Here is an 18,565-nt window from a genome sequence, read left to right as displayed (position 1 = left end):
GAAAGCGCGGATTCCCGCCGCCCCGGCGGAAGGGGTGCTGCGGGGGAAGGCATGGAGCGATGAGTAGGGCATGGCCGGGGACTTACCAATCAAGGAGGATCGACGGGTTGAGTGGTCCATCATTGGAAGGCCCCGCGTGGACAAGGTCAAGATGCGGAAAATCGGCCCATGCAAGAGCCAGCGCCGGTGGCACGCGCCCAGGGAAAACCCGGCCTGGGCCGATGGCCCGTAGCGACGCGAGGCATTCATCCCGGCATCGCGGATCTCCCGGGCACCGTACACTGGCATCACCCACCGGAGCCTCCATGCCGTACCCCCACCTGCTGGCCCCCCTCGACCTGGGCTTCACGACGCTGCGCAACCGCGTGCTGATGGGCTCCATGCACACCAACCTGGAGGAGGCCAAGGGCGGCTTCGCCAAGCTGGCGGCCTTCTACGCGGAGCGCGCCCGCGGCGGCGTTGGCCTCATCGTCACGGGCGGCATCGCGCCCAACCTGCGCGGTCGGCTCTCACCCTTCGGCTCGCAGCTCTCCTGGCCCTGGCAGGTGGGAAAGCATCGCCAGGTGACCACCGCCGTCCACGAGGCCGGCGGCAAGATCGCCCTCCAGATCCTCCACGGCGGGCGCTACAGCTACCATCCCCTCAGCGTGGCGCCTTCGGCCCTCAAGAGCCCCATCACCCCCTTCAAGCCCCGGGCGCTCTCCCCGCGCGGCATCCGAGCCACCATCCGCGACTATGCCCGCTGCGCGGCCCTCGCCAGGAAGGCCGGCTACGACGGCGTGGAGATCATGGGCAGCGAGGGCTACCTCATCAACGAGTTCATCGCCGCCCGCACCAACCGCCGCACGGACGCCTGGGGCGGCAGCTACGAGAACCGCATGCGCTTCCCCGTGGAGGTGGTGAAGGCGGTGCGCGCCGCCGTGGGCCCCGACTTCATCGTGATCTTCCGCCTGTCCATGCTCGACCTGGTGCCTGACGGCAGCACCTGGGAGGAAGTGGTCCAGCTCGCCAAGGCCATCGAGGCCGCGGGCGCCACGATCCTCAACACGGGCATCGGCTGGCACGAGGCCCGGGTGCCCACCATCGGCCCCATGGTGCCCCGCGGCGCCTACGCCTGGGTGACGAAGAAGCTCAAGGGCGAAGTGTCGATCCCGCTGGTCACCACCAACCGCATCAACACGCCGGAGGTGGCCGAGGAGGTCCTGGCGGAGGGCTGCGCGGACATGGTGAGCATGGCCCGTCCCCTGCTGGCGGACGCCGAATTCGTGAAGAAGGCCGCCGAGGACCGCGCCCTGGACATCGCCACCTGCATCGCCTGCAACCAGGCCTGCCTGGATCATGTCTTCGAGCAGAAGCGCGCCACCTGCCTGGTGAACCCCCGGGCCTGCTACGAGACCGAGCTGGTCTTCGAGCCCGCCTACGCTCCCCGCCGAATCGCGGTGGTCGGCGGCGGCGCGGCGGGCATGAGCTTCGCCTGCCACGCGGCCGAGCGAGGGCACGTGGTCACCCTCTTCGAGGCCCAGACCGAGCTGGGCGGCCAGGTCAACTACGCCAAGCGTGTGCCGGGGAAGGAGGAGTTCTACGAGATGCTCCGCTACTTCGGCCGCCGCCTAGCCACCGCGGGCGTCACCCTGCGCCTGGGCGAGCGGGCCACCGTGGATCAGCTGGCGGACTTCGAGGAGGTCGTCCTGGCCACCGGCGTCCTGCCCCGCACGCCGGATTTCCCCGGCGTGGACCATCTCAAGGTCATCAGCTACCCGGACCTGCTCTCGGGCCGGAAGGTGGCTGGACAGACCGTCGCCATCATCGGTGCCGGCGGCATCGGCTTCGACGTGGCGGAGTTCCTGGTGCACGCCGACCACGGCCCGGACCGCGCCCGCTACCTCGCGGAATGGGGCGTGGACGGCGCCCACGCCCACCGGGGCGGCCTGCTTCCGGCCCCCCAGCCGCCCCTGCCGGCCCGCACCGTGTACCTGCTCCAGCGCAAGACGGACCGCATGGGGGCCGGCTTGGGCAAGACCACGGGTTGGGCCCACCGGGCCGGCCTCAAGGCCATGAAGGTGAAGATGATGGGCGGCATCCACTACGAGCGCGTCGACGACGAGGGCCTCTGGATCCGCGACGGGAAGGACGCCGGCTCCAGGTGCCTGGCCGTGGACAGCGTGATCCTCTGCGCGGGCCAGGTCTCCGAGCGCAGCCTCGCCACGCCCCTCACCGAGCGCGGCGTCTCCGTGCACCTCATCGGCGGCGCCGACCTCGCAGCCGAGCTGGACGCCCAGCGCGCCATCCGGCAGGGCGCGGAACTGGCGGCGAAGATTTGATTTTTTTGCCACGGATGAACACGGATGAACGCGGATACTGATTCATCCGTGTTCATCTGAGTTCATCCGTGGCAAACCTTCTTCCCTTTGTTTCCGCTTCCGCCGCGCGGCGCCTCTTCCTGGGCGCCCAGGGACTGCTGGATGATCCGACGCGCCGGGCGACGGTGCCATCGCTCCAGGCCCTCATCGAGAAGCTGGGCTTCGTGCAGGTGGACACCATCAACGTGGTGGCCCGGGCCCACGACCTCACCCTCTCCAGCCGCCTGGACGGCTACCGTCCGGAGCACCTGCGGAAGCTGCTGGAGGACCGCCGTAGCCTCTTCGAAGCCTTCACCCACGACGCCTCCGCCATCCCCACGGCCTGGTTCGGGCACTGGAGGCCGCGCTTCGCGCGGGACCGGGAGCGCATCCACGCCCACGCCTGGTGGCAGCACCACTTCCGGGGCACGGACGGGGCCCGGGTGGTGGGAGACGTGAAGGCGCGCATCGAGCGCGAGGGGCCGCTGAAATCCTCGGATTTCGAGCACCCGGAGAAACGTGGCCCATGGTGGGGCTGGAAGCCGCAGAAGGCCGCCCTGGACTTCCTCTGGCGCAGCGGCGAGCTGATGATCCCGCGCCGCGAAGGCTTCCAGAAGCTGTACGACCTGACCGAACGGGTGCTGCCGGACCATCACGCCCTGCCCTGCCCGAATCCCGAGGCGCACGTGGAGTGGGCCTGCGCCAGCGCCGCCGAGCGGCTCGTGGTCTTCACGCCGAAGGAACTGGCGGAGTTCTGGGCCTCCATCGAGGCTGCGGAGGCCAAGGCCTGGTGCGACCGCGCGGCCAAGGCCGGGCGCATTGTCCCCGTGGCCGTGGAAGGCGCCGACGGCGAAGCACGGCCTGCCTTCGCCCTGGCGGACTGGGAGAAGCGCCTGGCGAAGCTGCCCGATCCCCCGGAGCGCACGCGGCTGCTCTGCCCCTTCGACCCGGTGCTGCGGGACCGGGCCCGGGCGCTGCGCCGCTTCGGGTTCGACTACCGCTTCGAGGCCTTCGTGCCCGAACCCAAGCGCAAGTACGGCTACTTCGTGCTGCCCATCCTCGAGGGCGAGCGCTTCGTGGGCCGCCTCGATCCCAAGCTGCACCGCGACCGCGGCCTGCTGGAGGTCCGGGGCCTCTGGTGGGAACCCGGCATCAAGGCCACCAAAGCCCGGAAGCGCGGGCTGGACGAGGCCCTGGAACGCCTGGCCACCTTCGTGGGCGCCGAGGAGATCCTCCTCCCATGACCGCCCACCCCGACTACTGGAACGCCTTCTACGACGACGAGGCCCGGCCCGGCTGGGACATGGCGCGACCTACCCCGGTGCTGGCGGAGGCCCTGGCCTGCGCCGCGGCCGCGGGTCTGGCGCCGGGCGCCTCCGTCGTCGTGCCCGGCTGCGGCTACGGTCACGACGCCGCCGGGCTCGAAGCCGAGGGCTTCGCGGTCACGGGCCTGGACTTCGCGCCCCTGGCCGTCCAGGGCGCCCGGGCGCGCTACGGCGACCGGATCACCTGGTCGTCGGCGGACTGGTTCTCCCCCGCGCTCGGTCCCTGGGACGCCATCTTCGACCACACCTGCTTCGTGGCCATGGACCCGGAGCGGCGCCGGGACTACGTGGAAGCCTGCGCGCGCCACCTGAGGCCGGGAGGCCTGTGGATGGCCGTGGTCTTCGACGACGTCCAGGGACGTCCCGGCCCGCCGCATGCCATCCCGCTGGAGACTTGCCGGGAGCTGGCCCTCCCCCGCTTCGAGATCCTCCACCTCGCGCGAGCGGCCGCCAGTCATCCCCGCCGGGCGGGGCGCGAGCTGCTGATGGTGGCGAGGCGCCGGCAGGATTGACCGGTGCCCCTCCGGGAATCCTTGGCCTAGAATGGTCCAAACCCCCGGAGCGCCCCATGCGAATGAAGCCCTTGGCTTTCCTTCTCTCGCTTTCTACGCTGAGCCTGCTGGCCCAGGACGTGGTGCGTCTGGGCAACCTGAAGTTCGCCCACTACGGCGCCGTGTCCTACATGAAGGAGATCGCGCCGAAGTACAACCTGAAGATCGACGAGCGGATGTTCGCCAAGGGCATCGACATCAACCCCGCCATCGTGGCCGGCGAGATCGACGCCAGCGCCGCGGCTCTGGACGCCGCCATCGCGGGCCGGGCCCAGGGCGTGCCCATCTACGTGGTGGCCGGCTTCGCCAAGGGCGGCGCCCGCATCGTGGTGAACGCCGCCACGGGCATCAAGTCGCTGAAGGACCTCAAGGGCAGGAAGGTGGGCGTGGCCCGGGGCGGCGCCCAGGAGCTGCTGCTGCTGGCGGAGCTGGCGAAGGCCGGCCTGACGTGGTCGGACAAGCCCGGCAAGGATGTGCTGGTGCTCTACATGCCCTTCGCGGACCTGAACCAGGCCCTCATGGCCAAGAACATCGACGCCATGTGCCAGAGCGAGCCCTACAGCTCCCAGGCCATCAACCGGAAGTTCGGCGTGGAGCTCCTGAAGCCCTATGACACACCCCTCGGCGAGCCCATCCGCGCCCTGGTCATCACCGAGAAGCTCTACAAGGAACGCTGCGACGTAGCCCAGCGCTTCCTGCTCTGCTTCGTGGAGGCCACCAAGAAGTTCATCGACGACCCCAAGCTGGCCGAGAAGTACGTCCGCGAGAACATGTTCAAGAACCAGATCAGCTCCGAGGACTACCAGGACGCCATCGGCAACTCCCCCTTCAGCTATGACATCACCACGGAGCATGTGCAGGTCACCACGGACCTGATGGCCAAGTACGGTGTGGGCAAGATGGCCACACCGCCCAAGGCGTCCGATTGGGTGAAGCTGGACCTCCTGGCCGAGGCCAAGAAGCAGCTGAAGATCGACCAGCCGGCGGCGGCTCCCAAGAAGGCGGCCCCCGCCAAGAAGGTGAAGAAGGGATGAAGCGCTACAGGCACGCCGCCTCCGGCATCCTCGTCCCGTTGGCGGCCCTGGCCCTCTGGCAGCTGCTGTCCGCCAAGGGCTGGGTGAACGCCACCATCCTGCCGTCGCCCATGCAGGTGCTCACCAAGTGGTGGGCCTACCTGCGGCCCCTGGAGGCCTTCGATCCGGCCCAAGGCTCGTACCTCAAGTGGTGCTTCTCCGGCGAGCTGCCGCAGGACGCCATGGGGAGCCTCTACCGCGTGCTCGTGGGCTTCCTCATCGGCACGGGCCTGGCCCTGCCCCTGGGCCTGGGCATGGGGTACAGCAAGGTGGTCTACGCCCTCTTCAACCCCCTCATCCAGGTGCTGCGGCCGATCCCGCCCATCGCCTACATCCCGCTGTCCATCCTCTGGTTCGGCCTGGGCAACCCGCCGGCCATCTTCCTCATCAGCATCGGGGCCTTCTTCCCCGTCCTGATGAACACCGTCACCGGCGTGCAGAACGTCGACAGCATCTACCTTCGCGTGGGCCGCAACCTGGGGGCCTCGGGGTTCACGCAGTTCACGCGCATCATCCTGCCGGCCGCCACGCCCTACATCTTCACGGGCGCGCGCATCGGCATGGGCACCGCGTTCATCGTGGTGATCGTCTCCGAGATGATCGCCGTGAACAACGGCCTGGGCTACCGCATCCTGGAGGCCCGCGAATACCTCTGGTCCGACAAGATCATCGCCGGCATGTTCACCATCGGCCTGCTGGGCCTGGGCATCGACACGGTCATGAGCCGCCTCAGCTCGCGCATGCTGCGCTGGCACCGCGGCCTGGAGCAGGGATGAGCGCCATGGACAGCCACATTTCCGTCCAGGGCGTGCACAAGGTCTTCCAGAGCGGGGGACAGGACGTGTACGCCCTCAAGGCCATCGATCTCGAGGTCGCCCGCGGCGAGTTCGTCTGCCTGCTGGGCCCCTCGGGCTGCGGGAAATCCACGCTCCTCAACGCGGTCGCGGGCTTCAGCCTGCCCAGCTCCGGGCACATCCTGGTCGAGGGCCAGCGCATCGAGACCCCCGGCCCCGACCGCGGCATGGTGTTCCAGGAGTACGCCTTGTTCCCCTGGATGACCGTGGAGCAGAACATCGCCTTCGGCCTCCAGATCAAAGGACAGCCGAAGGCCGCCATCCAGGCCAAGGTGGACAGCCTGCTGGAGCTGCTGCACCTCCAGGATTTCCGGAAGCGCTATCCCAAGGACCTGAGCGGCGGCATGCGCCAGCGCGTAGCCATCGCCCGGGTGCTGGCCCTGGACTCCCCCATCATGCTCATGGACGAGCCCTTCGGCGCCCTGGACGCCCTCACGCGGCGCAACCTGCAGGACGAGCTGCTGCGCCTCTGGACCGAGCTGAAGAAGACCATCCTCTTCGTCACCCACAGCATCGAGGAGGCCCTCTACCTGGCGGACCGCACCGTGGTGATGACCTACCGCCCCGGCACCATCAAGCGCGACTTGCGCGTGGACCTGCCGCGCCCCCGGGACGTGGCCAGCCCCGCCTTCAACACCCTGAAGAAGGAGCTGAGCCTGCTCCTCATGGAAGAGCAGAACCGGCACGAACAGGACGAGTTCCGCGGCGCGGCGGTGGACTGAGGCGGCGGCTGGCCTATTTTTTCGGGTTGGTGTCCACGCCCACCAGGGTGTAGAGCGGGCAGAAGCCCAGGAAGGCCGTGGCCAGGGGCACCAGTCCGAGAAGGCCGAACCAGCGGGCGTTGCCCTTTAGCAGGAACAGCAGGCTCAGCAGCACGAGCCCAGCCAGGATGCGCACGACCTTGTCGGTGCCACCGATGTTCATCTTCATGGGAACCTCCTTCAGGGTTGAGGGGGAAGGGTTGGTGGAATGGGAAGCGCGTCCGTCCCCCGCCCCCGGGTGGCCAGGGCCACGGCCAGGGTCCAGAGGGGCGCCAGGTTCAGCCAGGGCACGGCTTCGGTGACGAAAGAGGGCAGGAAGGCCCAGTGGAAGCCCACCAGGAGCCACATCACGATCATGGTGACCAGGTCCAGGCCGGCCCCCAGGAACCAGCCCGCGGGGCCCGTGAGGTCCGCGGGCACCTGGATGGCGTCCACCGCCAGGGCGATGGCCCAGGCTAGGCGGATGCGCGTTCTGCTGAGGGGAGGCTTGGGGGACATGCCCGCAGTCTAGCCGAGCCCGGAGGTCCGGAAATCAGAACCGCGCCTTCCCCGTGGCCCGTTCGATGCGGATGCGCACCACCGCCGTGCGGAAGAGGTCTTTCCCCACCTCCTGCTCCACCACCTCCGGATGCTCCGGGGCGAAGCGCAGCCCCAAGGCCCGCAGGGCCGCCCGCTTCTCGGCCTCGTCCGCGACCAGCTCCGCGCGGCCGAAGACGATGACGCTGGCGTAGCGGGTGGCCAGCTCCGCAGGGATGGGCTCCGCCAGGGTCACGGCGCAGTACGACACCTTGGGGTTGCCGGTCAGGTTGTCCAGCTTGTGGCCCTTCGTGGCGCAGTGGAGGATCAGCGCGCCATCCACCACGGCGTGGTTCACGGGCACCGCGTAGGGCCAGCCCTCCGCATCCACCGTGGCCAGCACGCCCCACTCCGCCTCCTGGAGCAGGCGCAGGGCCTCCGCCTCGTCCAGGGCCCGGTCGCGGCGGCGGATGGGGTGGTTCGGGGCGCTCATGAGCGCTCCTTCTGCTTCATCGCCAGCCAGTTCAGCGCCTCCAGGGGCGTCATGCGGCTGAGGTCCAGGGCCTCCAGCTCGGCGCGGAGGGGATCAGCCTCGGCTTCAAACAGCGGCAGGGCCGGCTGCAGGACCGTGGGCGCCTTCAGGGGCATCTCCGGCGCCTGGGCCATGAGCCGCTGGGCCTTCTGGATGACGGCCTTGGGGAGGCCCGCCAGCCGCGCCACCTGGATGCCATAGCTGCGGTCCGCCGGCCCCGGTGCCACGCGGTGGAGGAAGTGCAGCTGCTCCTCCCACTCCTGCACCTCCACGTGGAGGTTCTGGATGCGGGCGTCGTCCGCCAGCTTGGTCATCTCGAAATAGTGCGTGGCGAAGAGCGTGCGGGGGGCCCCTCCGGGGGAACTGGCGTTCGGCCCGCCCTTCAGGTCGCGGAGGAACACGGCGATGGCCTCGGCCAGCGCCAGTCCGTCGCGGGTGGAGGTGCCCCGGCCGATCTCGTCGAGGATCACCAGGCTCGCGGAGGTGGCCTGGTTGAGGATCCGCGCGGTTTCGGTCATCTCCACCATGAAGGTGGACTGCCCCTTGGCCAGCTGGTCCGAGGCGCCGATGCGCGTGAAGATGCGGTCCACCAGTCCGAAGCGCATGAGCTCGGCGGGCACGAAGGAGCCCGCCTGGGCCAGCACCACGAGCAGCGCGGCCATGCGCAGGAAGGTGGACTTGCCGCCCATGTTGGGGCCCGTCACCACGGCCATGGGCTGCCCCGCCGTGAACTGCAGGTCGTTGGGGATGCACTCGCGTCCGAGGCGTGCCTCGAGCATGGGATGGCGGGCGGAGGCCAGCACCAGCTCCCGGTCCTCGCCCAGTTCGGGCCGCGTCCAGCCCGACAGCCGCGCCCGCTCCGCCAGGGCCGCCAGGACATCGAGGGACGCCACGGCCCGGGCCAGCTTCGTGAGGTCGGCCCGGTGCTCCAGCACGAGGGCCAGCAGGCGCTGGAATTGCAGGGCCTCCAGGCGCACCTGGTCGCTTTCGGCACTCAGCAGCCGCTGCTCGAAGGCCACCAGCTTCTCGGTGGTGAAGCGCTCGGCGTTGGCCAGGGTCTGCTTGCGCAGGAAGTGACCGGGCACGGCGCCCAGGTTGGCCTTGGTGATCTCGAAGTAGTAGCCGAACACCCGGTTGTACTTGATCTTCAGGCTCTGGATGCCCGAGGCGGCGCGCTCCTCCTCCTCCAGCTCCAGCATCACCTGCTTGGCGTCCCGGGCCAGGCGGCGCACGGCGTCCAGCTCGGCGTCCACGCCCTCGCGGATGGCGCCCCCCTTCTCCAGATCGAGAGCTGGGGCTTCCGCGAGGACGCGCTGAAGTTCCGAAAGCAAAGGCCTGCAGAGCGGAGTCTCCGCCGGCCAGAGGCCCAGCTCCGCCACTTCGTCCGCCCAGCCTTCGTCATGGATGCGGGCGGGCAGCTTCTGGAGCACCGCCAGGCCCTCGCGCAGCTGGGCCAGCTCCAGGGCCGTGGCGAGCCCCAGGGCCACGCGGCCCAGGAGGCGGTCCAGGTCCGGCACCTGGTCCAACTGCCCCTGGATGGGCGTGCGGCGGCGGTCCTCCGTGAGCCAGGCCACCTGGGACCAGCGGCGCTCCAGGGCGCCGCGGTCGCGCAGGGGCTGCTCCAGCCAGGCCCTCAGCTGGCGCGATCCCATCCGCGTGCGGCACTGGTCCAGCAGGGCCAGCAAGGAGCCCGCACGGCCGCCGTCCAGGCCGCTGGCCAAGACTTCCAGGTGCCGGGCACTGGTGGCGTCCAGCAGGGGACCCGCCGCCCCCAGCTCCAGCGACACGCCCTGGAGGTGGGCGGGACGGCCCTTCTGCGTGGCCTCCACATGATCGAGCAAGGCCGCCAGGGCGCCGAGGGCCGCCGGGTAGGGATCGAGCCCCACGCCCTCCAGGTGCTGCCAGCCAAAAAAAGCCAGCACCTGCTGCTTCGCGCGGGAGGCCTCGAAGCGCCAGGCGGGCAGGCGCGTGCGGGCGGCCTCCAGGTCGGGAAGGTCCTCGGCCCCCTCGGCCAGGATCAGCTCCTGGGGCCCCAGGCGCTCCAGCGTGGCGCGCAGGGCCTCCTCGCCGTCGCCGGGCAGCACCCGCAGGGCACCGGAGGCCAGCTGCAGCAGAGCCAGGCCCCACGCACTGCCCGAGCGATGAAGGGCGCAGAGCCAGCGGGCGTCGTCATCCAGCCAGGTGCCGGGCGTGATGATGCGCTTGATGGCGCGGGGCAGCAGGCCCTTCACCTCCTCGGCCTTGGCCGTGGGCTCGGCGATGGCCGCGGAGAAGCCCGCCGCCAGAAGCTTCGGGAGGTACGAATCGAGGGCGAAGTGGGGCACGCCGCACATGGGGGTTTCCGATTCGGTGCCCTTGCCGCGCAGCGTCAACGCGATCTCCAGCACCGGCGCCGCCCGCACCGCGTCCTCGCCGAGGATCTCGTAGAAGTCCCCCATCCGCGTGAGCAGCACGGCGTCCCCCGCCTCGCGCTTGAGGGCGGCGATCTGCTGCATCATCGGCGTGGACATGGGCTTCCTGACCTGTAGATAAAAAGGAATGAATTAAGCGGAGGGAAGCGGAGGGGCGGAGGAAAGCGGAGGAACCCTGGGGTTCAGGATGCGCTTGATGCCGCCGTCCTTCATGGGCCAGCGCCAGAAGTTGAGGAGGAATCCAAGCCGTTTGAAGGCGCAACGCAGATAAGTCAGCAACTGAGCCTCGTGGAAATCCGTGAGGTGCTCCACGGTCTTCAATTCCAGCACGATCTCGCCCTCGACCAGCAGGTCCATCCGGTAGGCCACGGGAATCTCCAGGTTTTCGTAGTGAATGCCGAGGGGAACCTGGCGTTCGACCTTGAGCCCAGCCTTCTCGAGTTCGTAGGCCAAGCAAGCCTCATAAGCGCTTTCGAGCAAGCCTGGACCCAAAGTTCGCTGAACTTTGATAGCACAGCCTAGGATCGCCTCCGTCAAACGCTCCTGCTCCAATCCTCCGCTCTCCTCCACCACTCCGCTCCCCTCAGCTTCTTCCCCGATTCCTTTCACCTGGAATTCCATACGCTCGTGCTGTGACGAAACCCCGATCTTCCCACAGCCGCTGGGTTGCCGCGATGATGGGGCCATGGAACGGGTGGACTGCATCGTCATCGGCGCGGGGGTCGTGGGGCTGGCCCTGGCGCGCGAGCTGGCCCTCCGGGGCCGCGAGGTGGTGCTGCTGGAGTCTGAGGACCGCGTCGGCACCGGCATCAGCTCGCGCAACAGCGAGGTCATCCACGCGGGGATCTACTACCCGACGGATTCCCTCAAGGCCCGCCTCTGCGTGGCCGGGAACCGGGCCCTCTACGCCTACTGCGCCGCCCGCGGCGTCGAGCACCGCCGCTGCGGCAAGCTCATCGTCGCCACGGAGCCTGGCCAGGTGGACGCCCTGCGGGGACTCCGCACCAAGGCCGAGGCCAATGGGGTCCGGGACCTCCAATGGCTGGAGGCCGATGAGGCCCGCAGCCTGGAGCCGCGTCTCCGCTGCGCCGCGGCCCTGCTCTCACCCAGCACGGGCATCGTGGACAGTCACGGCCTCATGCGGGCCCTGCGGGTGGACGCAGAGGCCGCGGGCGCGACCGTCGTGCTGAAGAGCCCCGTCCTCGGCGGCCTGGACACGCCGGAAGGCCTGCGGGTGGAGGTGGGCGGAGCCGAGCCCATGAGCCTCATCGCGGCGCGCGTCTTCAATTGCGCCGGCCTGGGCGCCCAAGCCGTGGCGAGCGGCTTCGCGGGCATCCGCCCGGGCAGTGTGCCGCCCCTGCACCTCTCGAAGGGCAGCTACTTCTCCCTCTCCGGCGCCGCACCCTTCTCGCGGCTGGTCTATCCCGTGCCCGATGGCAGCCACCTGGGCGTGCACCTCACGCTGGACCTGGCCGGGCAGGCCCGCTTCGGGCCCGACATGGAGTGGGTGGAACGCGAGAACTACGACGTCGACATCCGCCGGGCGGACGGCTTCTATGCCGAGGTCCGCAAGTACTGGCCGGGCCTCTCGGATGGCGCCCTCCAGCCTGCCTACGCGGGCATGCGGCCCAAGCTCCACGGCCCCGGCGAACCCGCTCCCGACTTCGTCATCCAGCGGGAGGACATCCACGGGATTCCCGGCCTGGTGAACCTGTTCGGCATCGAATCTCCGGGCCTCACCGCCAGCCTGGCCCTGGCCGTGGAAGCGGCGGGCTAGGTCATCGCCTCACGTCGAGGCTGGTGGGAAGCATCCGGGCCCAGGGCGCTGCCTCCGCCCGGTCGGCCGGGGGTCGGCCGGGGGTCAGACCGGCTTCCACTCCGGAGCCAGCATCAGCGCGGCTTTGATCAGCGCCACCGGCGCGGATGCCGGGTTTTCTGAGACACCATGGGCCCGAGGGTCGATAATCCTGGGACCTGCCCATGACCGACCTCTTCCCGGATCCGCCCTCGCCCTCTTCCGTCCCCGGCGGAAACGGGGACGACTGGACCGCCACCGCCCCGGAACCGGCCCAGGATGCGACCCGGCTCGAGCGGGCCGACGGGTCCTCCGGGAACTCTGGCGACCGCGGCCCCGGCCTGAGCCACGAGGAACTCCTGGCCCGTTTTCCGCTGCCCCGGGAGGGGCGCTATGAGGCCCTGGAGGTGGTCGCCGAGGGCGGCATGGGGGTGGTCTACCGGGCCTTCGACCGCCAGCTGCAGCGCACCGTGGCCATCAAGCTCCTCAAGCGGCTGGACCGGGAGGACACCGAGCGGTTCCTCCAGGAGGCGCGGGTCCAGGCCCAGCTGGAACATCCGAACATCTGCCACATCTTCGAGGTCGGCGAGGCGAAGGGCCACCCCTACCTCGTCATGCAGTTCGTGGATGGTCCGACCCTCCGGGAAGCCAACGAGGGCCTCGGCCTGCGGGCCAAGGTGGAGGTCATCCTCCAGACCGCCGAGGCCCTGCACGCCTGCCACCGCGCCGGCATCGTCCACCGCGACGTCAAACCCGGCAACGTGATGCTGCAAAAGACCGACAAGGGTCTGCACGCCTACCTCATGGACTTCGGCGTGGCGCGGGATCTGGACGCCATCTCGCACACTCGCACCCACGCCATCATGGGCACTCCGACGTACCTGAGCCCGGAGCAGGCGCTGGGCCGGGCCGACAAGGTGGACCGCCGCTCGGACGTCTACGCCCTCGGCACCCTCCTCTACGAGTGCGTCGCGGGAGTGCCCCCCTTCCGGGGCGCGACCCCGCTGGCCCTGCTGAGGAGCATCGCCGAAGACGAGCCCGTTCCGCCCGCCCGTCACGTTCCCGGGCTTCCGCGGGACCTCCAGACCATCATCCTCAAGGCCCTGGAAAAGGAACCCGAGCGCCGCTACGACTCGGCCCGCGCCTTCGGCGAGGACCTCCGCCGCTTCCTCGACGGCGATCCGATCCAGGCCCGGCGCCCTTCCCTCCTCTACCGCGCGGATCGGCTCTTCCGGCGGAACCGGCCGGCGGCGATCCTCCTGACCTGTTTCCTCCTGGCGGCGGTCTATGGCCTCTTCTTCGCCCTGAGGGCCCGCTCTCAGGCGCGCTTCGCCCAGCAGCTGACTCAGGAGGTGGAGCGTCTCAACAGCCGCATCTTCCAGGTGCGCAGCCTGCCCCGCCACCCCACGGGTCCGGAGCTTCTGGAGGTCCGGGCCGCCCTGGCGCGGCTTCAGGCGGCAACCGAGGCGCAGGGCCGCTGGGCCCAGGGACCTGCCCGCCTCGCCATCGGCCGCGGCCACCTCGCCCTGGGGGACCTGGAGCAGGCCCGCATCCAGCTCGAGGCGGCCCGGAAGGCCGTGCCTTGGGATCCGAACGCGGCCCAGGCCCTCGGCACCACCCTGGCGCGCCTCTACGTGGCGGAGCTCGAAGGCCTCCATGGCCAGGCCCTGGAGGAACGACGCCGGGACCTGGAGTCCACCCTGCGTGGTCCAGCTCTGACCCTTCTGCATGAGGCTCGGGGGCGCAGCCTGGAGGGATCCGCCTACGCCGAGGGCCTGCTCGCCCTCGTGGAGGGCCGCCACGACGAGGCCTTGCAGAAGGCGAAGGAGGCCCAGGCCCGCCAGCCCTGGTTCCCGGAGCCCTGGCTGCTGGAGGCCGAAGTTCGCCAGGAGCTGGCCTTCGGCCTTCTCGCCAAGGGCCGGCGGGAGGACGCCCTGGCCCAGATCGGGGAAGAGGGCGTCGCGCTCTCGGCGGCCCAGGACCGGGCCCGCAGCGCCCCCGAGCCCCTGGTGGAGGAAGCCCAGCGCCGCTTCGTCCTGCTGGGCCTGAAGGTGGACCAGGGCCAGGCCACCCCGGTGGATCGCGACTGGGCGCTCACTCCCGTCCGCGAAGCCCTGACGGTGGACCGCGACAACTGGCGGGCCCACAGCTACGGGACCGCCATCCACCGCCGCTGGGCCGCCTACCTGCTGAACCGCGGCGAGGACCCCAGCTCCGAACTCGATGCGGCCGCGGCGGACGCCGAGATGGCGCTCGCGCTCCGGCCAGCCGAGGCCGCCCTGTGGGTGAACTGGGCCACGGTCCTGCGCAACCGCGCCGAACGCGAGATGGCCCAGGGACGCGATCCGGAGCCGTTCCTGTCCAAGGCCGAGGCCGGCCTTCAGAAGGCGCTCGAACAGCCGCGCCTGCACGACTTCCTTCTGGACGCGCTTGGCAACATCCACGCCCTGCGGGGCGAGCGCCAGCTCCAGACCGGAAAGGATCCGACGGCGGAGATCCGGGCCGCCGCCGACCGCCTGGAAGCCGCCTCCGCCATGCGCCCCTGGGTCGGCCACGACTACAGTGAGGGCGCGGCCTACCAGACCCTGGCCCAGTATCAGGCCTGGGCCGGCGCCGATCCCCGCGCCGCCCTCGAGGAGGCCCTGCGCTGCCACCGGAAGGGCCTGGCCCTCCAGCCTTCGTCGCGCCTCTCGCGCCTGGGCCTGGCGACCGCCCTCCTGGACCGGGCGGCCACAGACCTGGCCCAGGGCCGGAACGCCACCGCAGACCTGGCCGAAGCCCGCCGGGAGATCGAGGCCGTCCTGGCCCGGGGGCCTGGCCAGCCGGACGCCCTGGCGGCCAGCGCCCGCGAGCGGCTGCTTTCGGCCCTCGCTGGCCGCGCCTCCGCGCTGGCCCGGGAGGCCCTGGCCCTCCAGAAACGCGCCGTGATGGCCACCCCCGGCAACCCGGTTCTCCAGATCGCCTGGGGGGCCCTGGCCCTCGACGCCGCCCGGGAGCTGCGGCTGCCCCTGGATCCCGCTGCGGCCGCCGCCCTCCGCGCCGCCGCCCGGATGCGTCCCTGGGACGGCTGGGCCCAGCTGCTGGACGCGGAGCGGCTGAAGCGGGAGGGGCGCCCGGACGAGGCCAGGACCCAGGCGGCCAAGGCCCTCCAGCTGAATCCGACACTGAAGCGCGAGGCGGCGAGGCGGGGTCTGGCCTGATCCGGCGGTTCCGTTCAGGGGCCACCTCCGCCGCGAACCAGTCCAGGCCATCCTCCAGGCGTCGGCGCACCCCCCGGAAGTACCGATACTGGGCGAGCCAACCGGAGATCGCCCTGAGGGGCCCGGGGAGGTGTTCGGAGACGACCGGCAGGTTCGTGGGGGAGGGTTCGGCCAGGGCCTGGACAGGCGGGTGGGGTCCACCCGGGCAGCTCAGGTCGTGCCCTGGGGGTTCAGAGGTTCATATCATTCTTGGAAGAAAATTTTAGTGCAATCAGATCATATTTGTATCACCATGGAACCCGAGGTGGTCCATGTCCCTCCTTCCCTTCACCCAGAAAGCCAACGACGCCCTGGTGGCCGCCCGAGAGCGGGCCGTGGCGGACCAGCACCCGGAGTTGGTGCCCCAGCACCTGCTCCTGGCCCTGCTGGCCCCCGAGGCCGGGCTGCGCCCGCTGCTCGAGCGGGCCGGGCTGGCGCCCGAGTCCACCCAGGGGCTGACCGCCGCCGCCGAAGAGCTCGTCGCGAAGCTGCCTCGGGCTGTGGGCGGCGCCGAACCCCAGGTGGGCCCAGCCTTCCGCCATTTCCTCGAAGTCGCCAGCGACACGGGCCGCGGGCTCGGCGACCGCTTCCTGGCCACGGACGCCCTGCTGCTGGCCCTCAGCAACGCCCACACGGACGCCAAGAAGGTGCTGGAGCGCTTCGGCCTGGACCGGAAGACGCTGGAGGCCGCCATCCGCGAGACCCGCAAGGGATCCAAGGTGGAGGACGAGAAGGCCGAGGAGAAGTTCGCCAGCCTGGAGAAGTACGCCAAGGACTACACGGCCCTGGCCGAGGCCGGGAAGCTGGACCCCGTCATCGGCCGCGACGAGGAGATCCGCCGCGTCCTGCAGGTGCTCTCCCGGCGCACCAAGAACAACCCCGTGCTCATCGGCGAGCCCGGCGTGGGCAAGACCGCCATCGTGGAGGGCCTGGCCCAGCGCATCCACAAGCGAGACGTGCCCGAGAGCCTGAAGGGCCTGCGGGTCATGGGCCTGGACATGGGCTCGCTGGTGGCCGGCACCCAGTACCGGGGCCAGTTCGAGGAGCGCCTCAAGGGCGTCATCGAGGAAGTGGAGAAGGCCGAGGGCCAGATCGTCCTCTTCATCGACGAGCTGCACCTGCTGGTGGGCGCGGGGGCGGTATCGGGCGGCATGGACGCCGCCAACCTGCTGAAGCCCGCCCTGGCCCGGGGCGAGCTGCGCTGCATCGGCGCCACCACCCTGGACGAGTACCGCAAGCACATCGAGAAGGACGCCGCCCTGGAGCGCCGCTTCCAGCCCGTCCTGGTGGACGAGCCCTCGGTGGAGGACGCCATCTCCATCCTGCGCGGCCTGAAGGAGCGCTACGAGCTGCACCACGGCGTGCGCATCCAGGACGCGGCCCTGGTGGCCGCCGCCCACCTCAGCCAGCGCTACATCTCCGACCGCTTCCTGCCGGACAAGGCCGTGGACCTCATGGACGAGGCCGCCAGTGCCGTGCGCATGCAGATCGACAGCCGCCCCACGGAGATCGATGTCCGCGAGCGCCGCGAGATGCAGCTGCAGCTCGAGCGGCATTCTCTGACGAAGGAGAAGGATGCGGCCAGCCGCGCGCGCCTGGCCGAGCTGGACAAGGAGCTGGCCGAGCTGAACGAGGAGCTGAGCAAGCTCCGGGCCCAGTGGGAGAACGAGAAGAAGGTCATCGAGGGCACCCGAGGCCTCCAGAAGAAGCTGGACGACCTGCGCATCGAGCTGGACCAGGCCAAGACGAAGGGCGAGTACGAGCGGGCCTCGCGGCTCGAGTACGGCGAGATCCCGGCCCTGGAGAAGCAGATCGCCGCCGCCTCGCCCAAGGAGAGCGCCATGCTGCGCCTGGAGGTGGGCGAGCCCGATGTGGCCGCCATCGTCAGCCGCTGGACCGGCATCCCCGTGAGCCGCATCCTCGAGGGCGAAGTGGAGAAGCTCTTGAAGATGGAGGCCCGCCTCCAGGAGCGCGTCGTGGGCCAGGATCCGGCCCTCACGGCCATCTCTGACGCCCTGCGCCGCAACCGCGCCGGGCTGGGCGACCCCAAGCGACCCATCGGCAGCTTCCTCTTCCTGGGCCCCACGGGCGTGGGCAAGACGGAGGTCGCCCGGGCCCTGGCCGAATTCCTCTTCGACGACGAGAACGCCCTGGTCCGCATCGACATGAGCGAGTTCACCCACGAGGCCGACGCCACCCGCCTCATCGGCGCCGCGCCAGGCTATGTGGGCTACGAGGAGGGCGGCCGCCTCACCGAGGCCATCCGCCGCCGGCCCTACGCCGTCATCCTCCTCGACGAGATGGAGAAGGCCCACCCCCGCACCTTCGACCTCTTCCTCCAGGTGCTGGAGGACGGCCGCCTCACGGACGGCCAGGGCCGCACCGTCAACTTCCGCAACACCGTGGTGCTCATGACCACCAACCTCGGCAGCCAGGCCATCTACGATGCCGGCGGCGACGCCACCAAGGCCGAAGCCGCGGTCATGGCGGCCTTGCACGGCCACTTCCGGCCCGAGTTCCTCAACCGCCTGGACGAAGTCGTCATATTCCGGTCCCTCAGCCAGGCCGACATGAAGGCCGTGGCCCGCATTCAGCTGAAGCGCGTGGAGGCCCTGCTGAAGGAGCAGCGGCTGGACCTGGAGGTGCCGGAGGAGGCGCTGGACTGGCTGGCTTCCGAGGGCTTTGATCCCCACTATGGTGCCCGTCCGCTGAAGCGGCTCATTCAGCAGTCCGTCGTCAACCCGCTGTCCCGCCTCATCCTCCAGGGCCAGCTCCAGCCCGGCGGACGGGCCTTGCTCTCGGTTCGGGACGGCCAGCTCCTCGTGGAGGGCGAGGCCGTCCAGTAGGCGCCCTCGCCCGGCAGCCGCTCACCCGGCGCTCCGCTTGGGTTCACGGGCCGGGCCTGCTCCCCCGCGAACGGACGCGCCACTGGCGCGTCCTCCCACTCGGCCTGCGCTGCGCTTGGCCTCGCGGAGCGGGTCCCGCGGCTTTGATCCCCACCATGGTGCCCGTCCGCTGAAGCGGCTCATCCAGCAGTCCGTCGTCAACCCGCTGTCCCGCCTCATCCTCCAGGGCCAGCTCCAACCCGGCGGCCGGGCCCTGCTCTCAGTCCGCGACGACCAGCTCCTCGTCGAAGGCGAGGCCGTTCAGTAGGCGCCCTCGCCCGGCG

At 70.3% G+C, this 18,565-nt stretch carries 15 protein-coding genes; 10 read left to right on the top strand and 5 right to left on the bottom strand.

Going from position 1 to position 18,565, the window contains the following annotated elements; genetic code table 11:
- Positions 1 to 305 precede the first annotated feature (305 nt).
- From MLJ35_RS01425 to MLJ35_RS01400, 6 genes are all read left to right on the top strand, one after another.
- Positions 306 to 2,321: an NADPH-dependent 2,4-dienoyl-CoA reductase gene (locus MLJ35_RS01425; RefSeq protein WP_243382420.1), complete on the top strand. Its 2,016-nt coding sequence runs from the start codon at positions 306 to 308 to the stop codon at positions 2,319 to 2,321.
- Positions 2,322 to 2,389: 68 nt separating this feature from the next.
- A complete protein-coding gene (locus MLJ35_RS01420; protein WP_243382418.1) occupies positions 2,390 to 3,583 on the top strand; it encodes a winged helix-turn-helix domain-containing protein in 1,194 nt (397 codons plus the stop codon).
- Positions 3,580 to 4,176, top strand: coding sequence for a methyltransferase domain-containing protein (locus MLJ35_RS01415; protein ID WP_243382415.1), 597 nt, complete (start codon positions 3,580 to 3,582; stop codon positions 4,174 to 4,176). The genes MLJ35_RS01420 and MLJ35_RS01415 overlap by 4 nt, the downstream gene beginning before the upstream one ends.
- A 62-nt stretch (positions 4,177 to 4,238) precedes the next feature.
- Positions 4,239 to 5,249, top strand: coding sequence for an ABC transporter substrate-binding protein (locus MLJ35_RS01410; RefSeq protein WP_420843016.1), 1,011 nt, complete (start codon positions 4,239 to 4,241; stop codon positions 5,247 to 5,249).
- Complete coding sequence (locus tag MLJ35_RS01405) at positions 5,246 to 6,064, top strand: ABC transporter permease (protein ID WP_243294510.1); 819 nt, start codon at positions 5,246 to 5,248, stop codon at positions 6,062 to 6,064. Before MLJ35_RS01410 ends, MLJ35_RS01405 begins: the two co-directional genes overlap by 4 nt.
- Entirely contained in the window at positions 6,061 to 6,864 is an 804-nt protein-coding gene (locus tag MLJ35_RS01400) for an ABC transporter ATP-binding protein (RefSeq protein WP_243382411.1), read from the top strand. Before MLJ35_RS01405 ends, MLJ35_RS01400 begins: the two co-directional genes overlap by 4 nt.
- Before the next feature lie 13 nt (positions 6,865 to 6,877).
- Here the strand turns inward: MLJ35_RS01400 and MLJ35_RS01395 are convergent, their stop codons facing one another.
- From MLJ35_RS01395 to MLJ35_RS01375, 5 genes are read right to left on the bottom strand one after another with little or no spacing between them, the layout of a single operon-like run.
- The gene (locus tag MLJ35_RS01395) at positions 6,878 to 7,072 is read right to left on the bottom strand and encodes a YgaP family membrane protein (RefSeq protein ID WP_243382409.1); all 195 of its coding nucleotides are present in this window, start codon (positions 7,070 to 7,072) and stop codon (positions 6,878 to 6,880) included.
- A gap of 11 nt (positions 7,073 to 7,083) precedes the next feature.
- The gene (locus tag MLJ35_RS01390) at positions 7,084 to 7,401 is read right to left on the bottom strand and encodes a hypothetical protein (protein ID WP_243382408.1); all 318 of its coding nucleotides are present in this window, start codon (positions 7,399 to 7,401) and stop codon (positions 7,084 to 7,086) included.
- A gap of 34 nt (positions 7,402 to 7,435) precedes the next feature.
- Positions 7,436 to 7,912, bottom strand: coding sequence for a pyridoxamine 5'-phosphate oxidase family protein (locus MLJ35_RS01385; protein WP_243382406.1), 477 nt, complete (start codon positions 7,910 to 7,912; stop codon positions 7,436 to 7,438).
- Complete coding sequence (mutS, locus tag MLJ35_RS01380) at positions 7,909 to 10,461, bottom strand: DNA mismatch repair protein MutS (protein ID WP_243382404.1); 2,553 nt, start codon at positions 10,459 to 10,461, stop codon at positions 7,909 to 7,911. Before mutS ends, MLJ35_RS01385 begins: the two co-directional genes overlap by 4 nt.
- 33 nt (positions 10,462 to 10,494) lie before the next feature.
- Positions 10,495 to 10,983, bottom strand: coding sequence for a GxxExxY protein (locus MLJ35_RS01375; protein ID WP_243382402.1), 489 nt, complete (start codon positions 10,981 to 10,983; stop codon positions 10,495 to 10,497).
- Positions 10,984 to 11,047: 64 nt separating this feature from the next.
- Here MLJ35_RS01375 and MLJ35_RS01370 point away from each other — a divergent pair, with 64 nt between their 5' ends.
- The 4 genes from MLJ35_RS01370 to MLJ35_RS01355 all read left to right on the top strand — a co-directional run bounded on the left by MLJ35_RS01370 (position 11,048) and on the right by MLJ35_RS01355 (position 18,549).
- Entirely contained in the window at positions 11,048 to 12,139 is a 1,092-nt protein-coding gene (locus MLJ35_RS01370; RefSeq protein WP_243382401.1) for an NAD(P)/FAD-dependent oxidoreductase, read from the top strand.
- Between the two features lie 203 nt (positions 12,140 to 12,342).
- Entirely contained in the window at positions 12,343 to 15,357 is a 3,015-nt protein-coding gene (locus MLJ35_RS01365; RefSeq protein WP_243382399.1) for a serine/threonine-protein kinase, read from the top strand.
- A gap of 311 nt (positions 15,358 to 15,668) precedes the next feature.
- The gene (clpB, locus tag MLJ35_RS01360; protein WP_243382397.1) at positions 15,669 to 18,242 is read left to right on the top strand and encodes an ATP-dependent chaperone ClpB; all 2,574 of its coding nucleotides are present in this window, start codon (positions 15,669 to 15,671) and stop codon (positions 18,240 to 18,242) included.
- A gap of 115 nt (positions 18,243 to 18,357) precedes the next feature.
- Positions 18,358 to 18,549: a hypothetical protein gene (locus tag MLJ35_RS01355; RefSeq protein ID WP_243382395.1), complete on the top strand. Its 192-nt coding sequence runs from the start codon at positions 18,358 to 18,360 to the stop codon at positions 18,547 to 18,549.
- Positions 18,550 to 18,565: the final 16 nt, after the last annotated feature.

Origin of the sequence: Geothrix alkalitolerans (genome assembly GCF_022808885.1) — a bacterium.
Classification (GTDB): Bacteria; Acidobacteriota; Holophagae; order Holophagales; family Holophagaceae; genus Geothrix; species Geothrix alkalitolerans.
The sequence above is the reverse complement of the archived record's forward strand: the minus strand, read 5'-3'. Positions and strand labels throughout refer to the sequence as shown.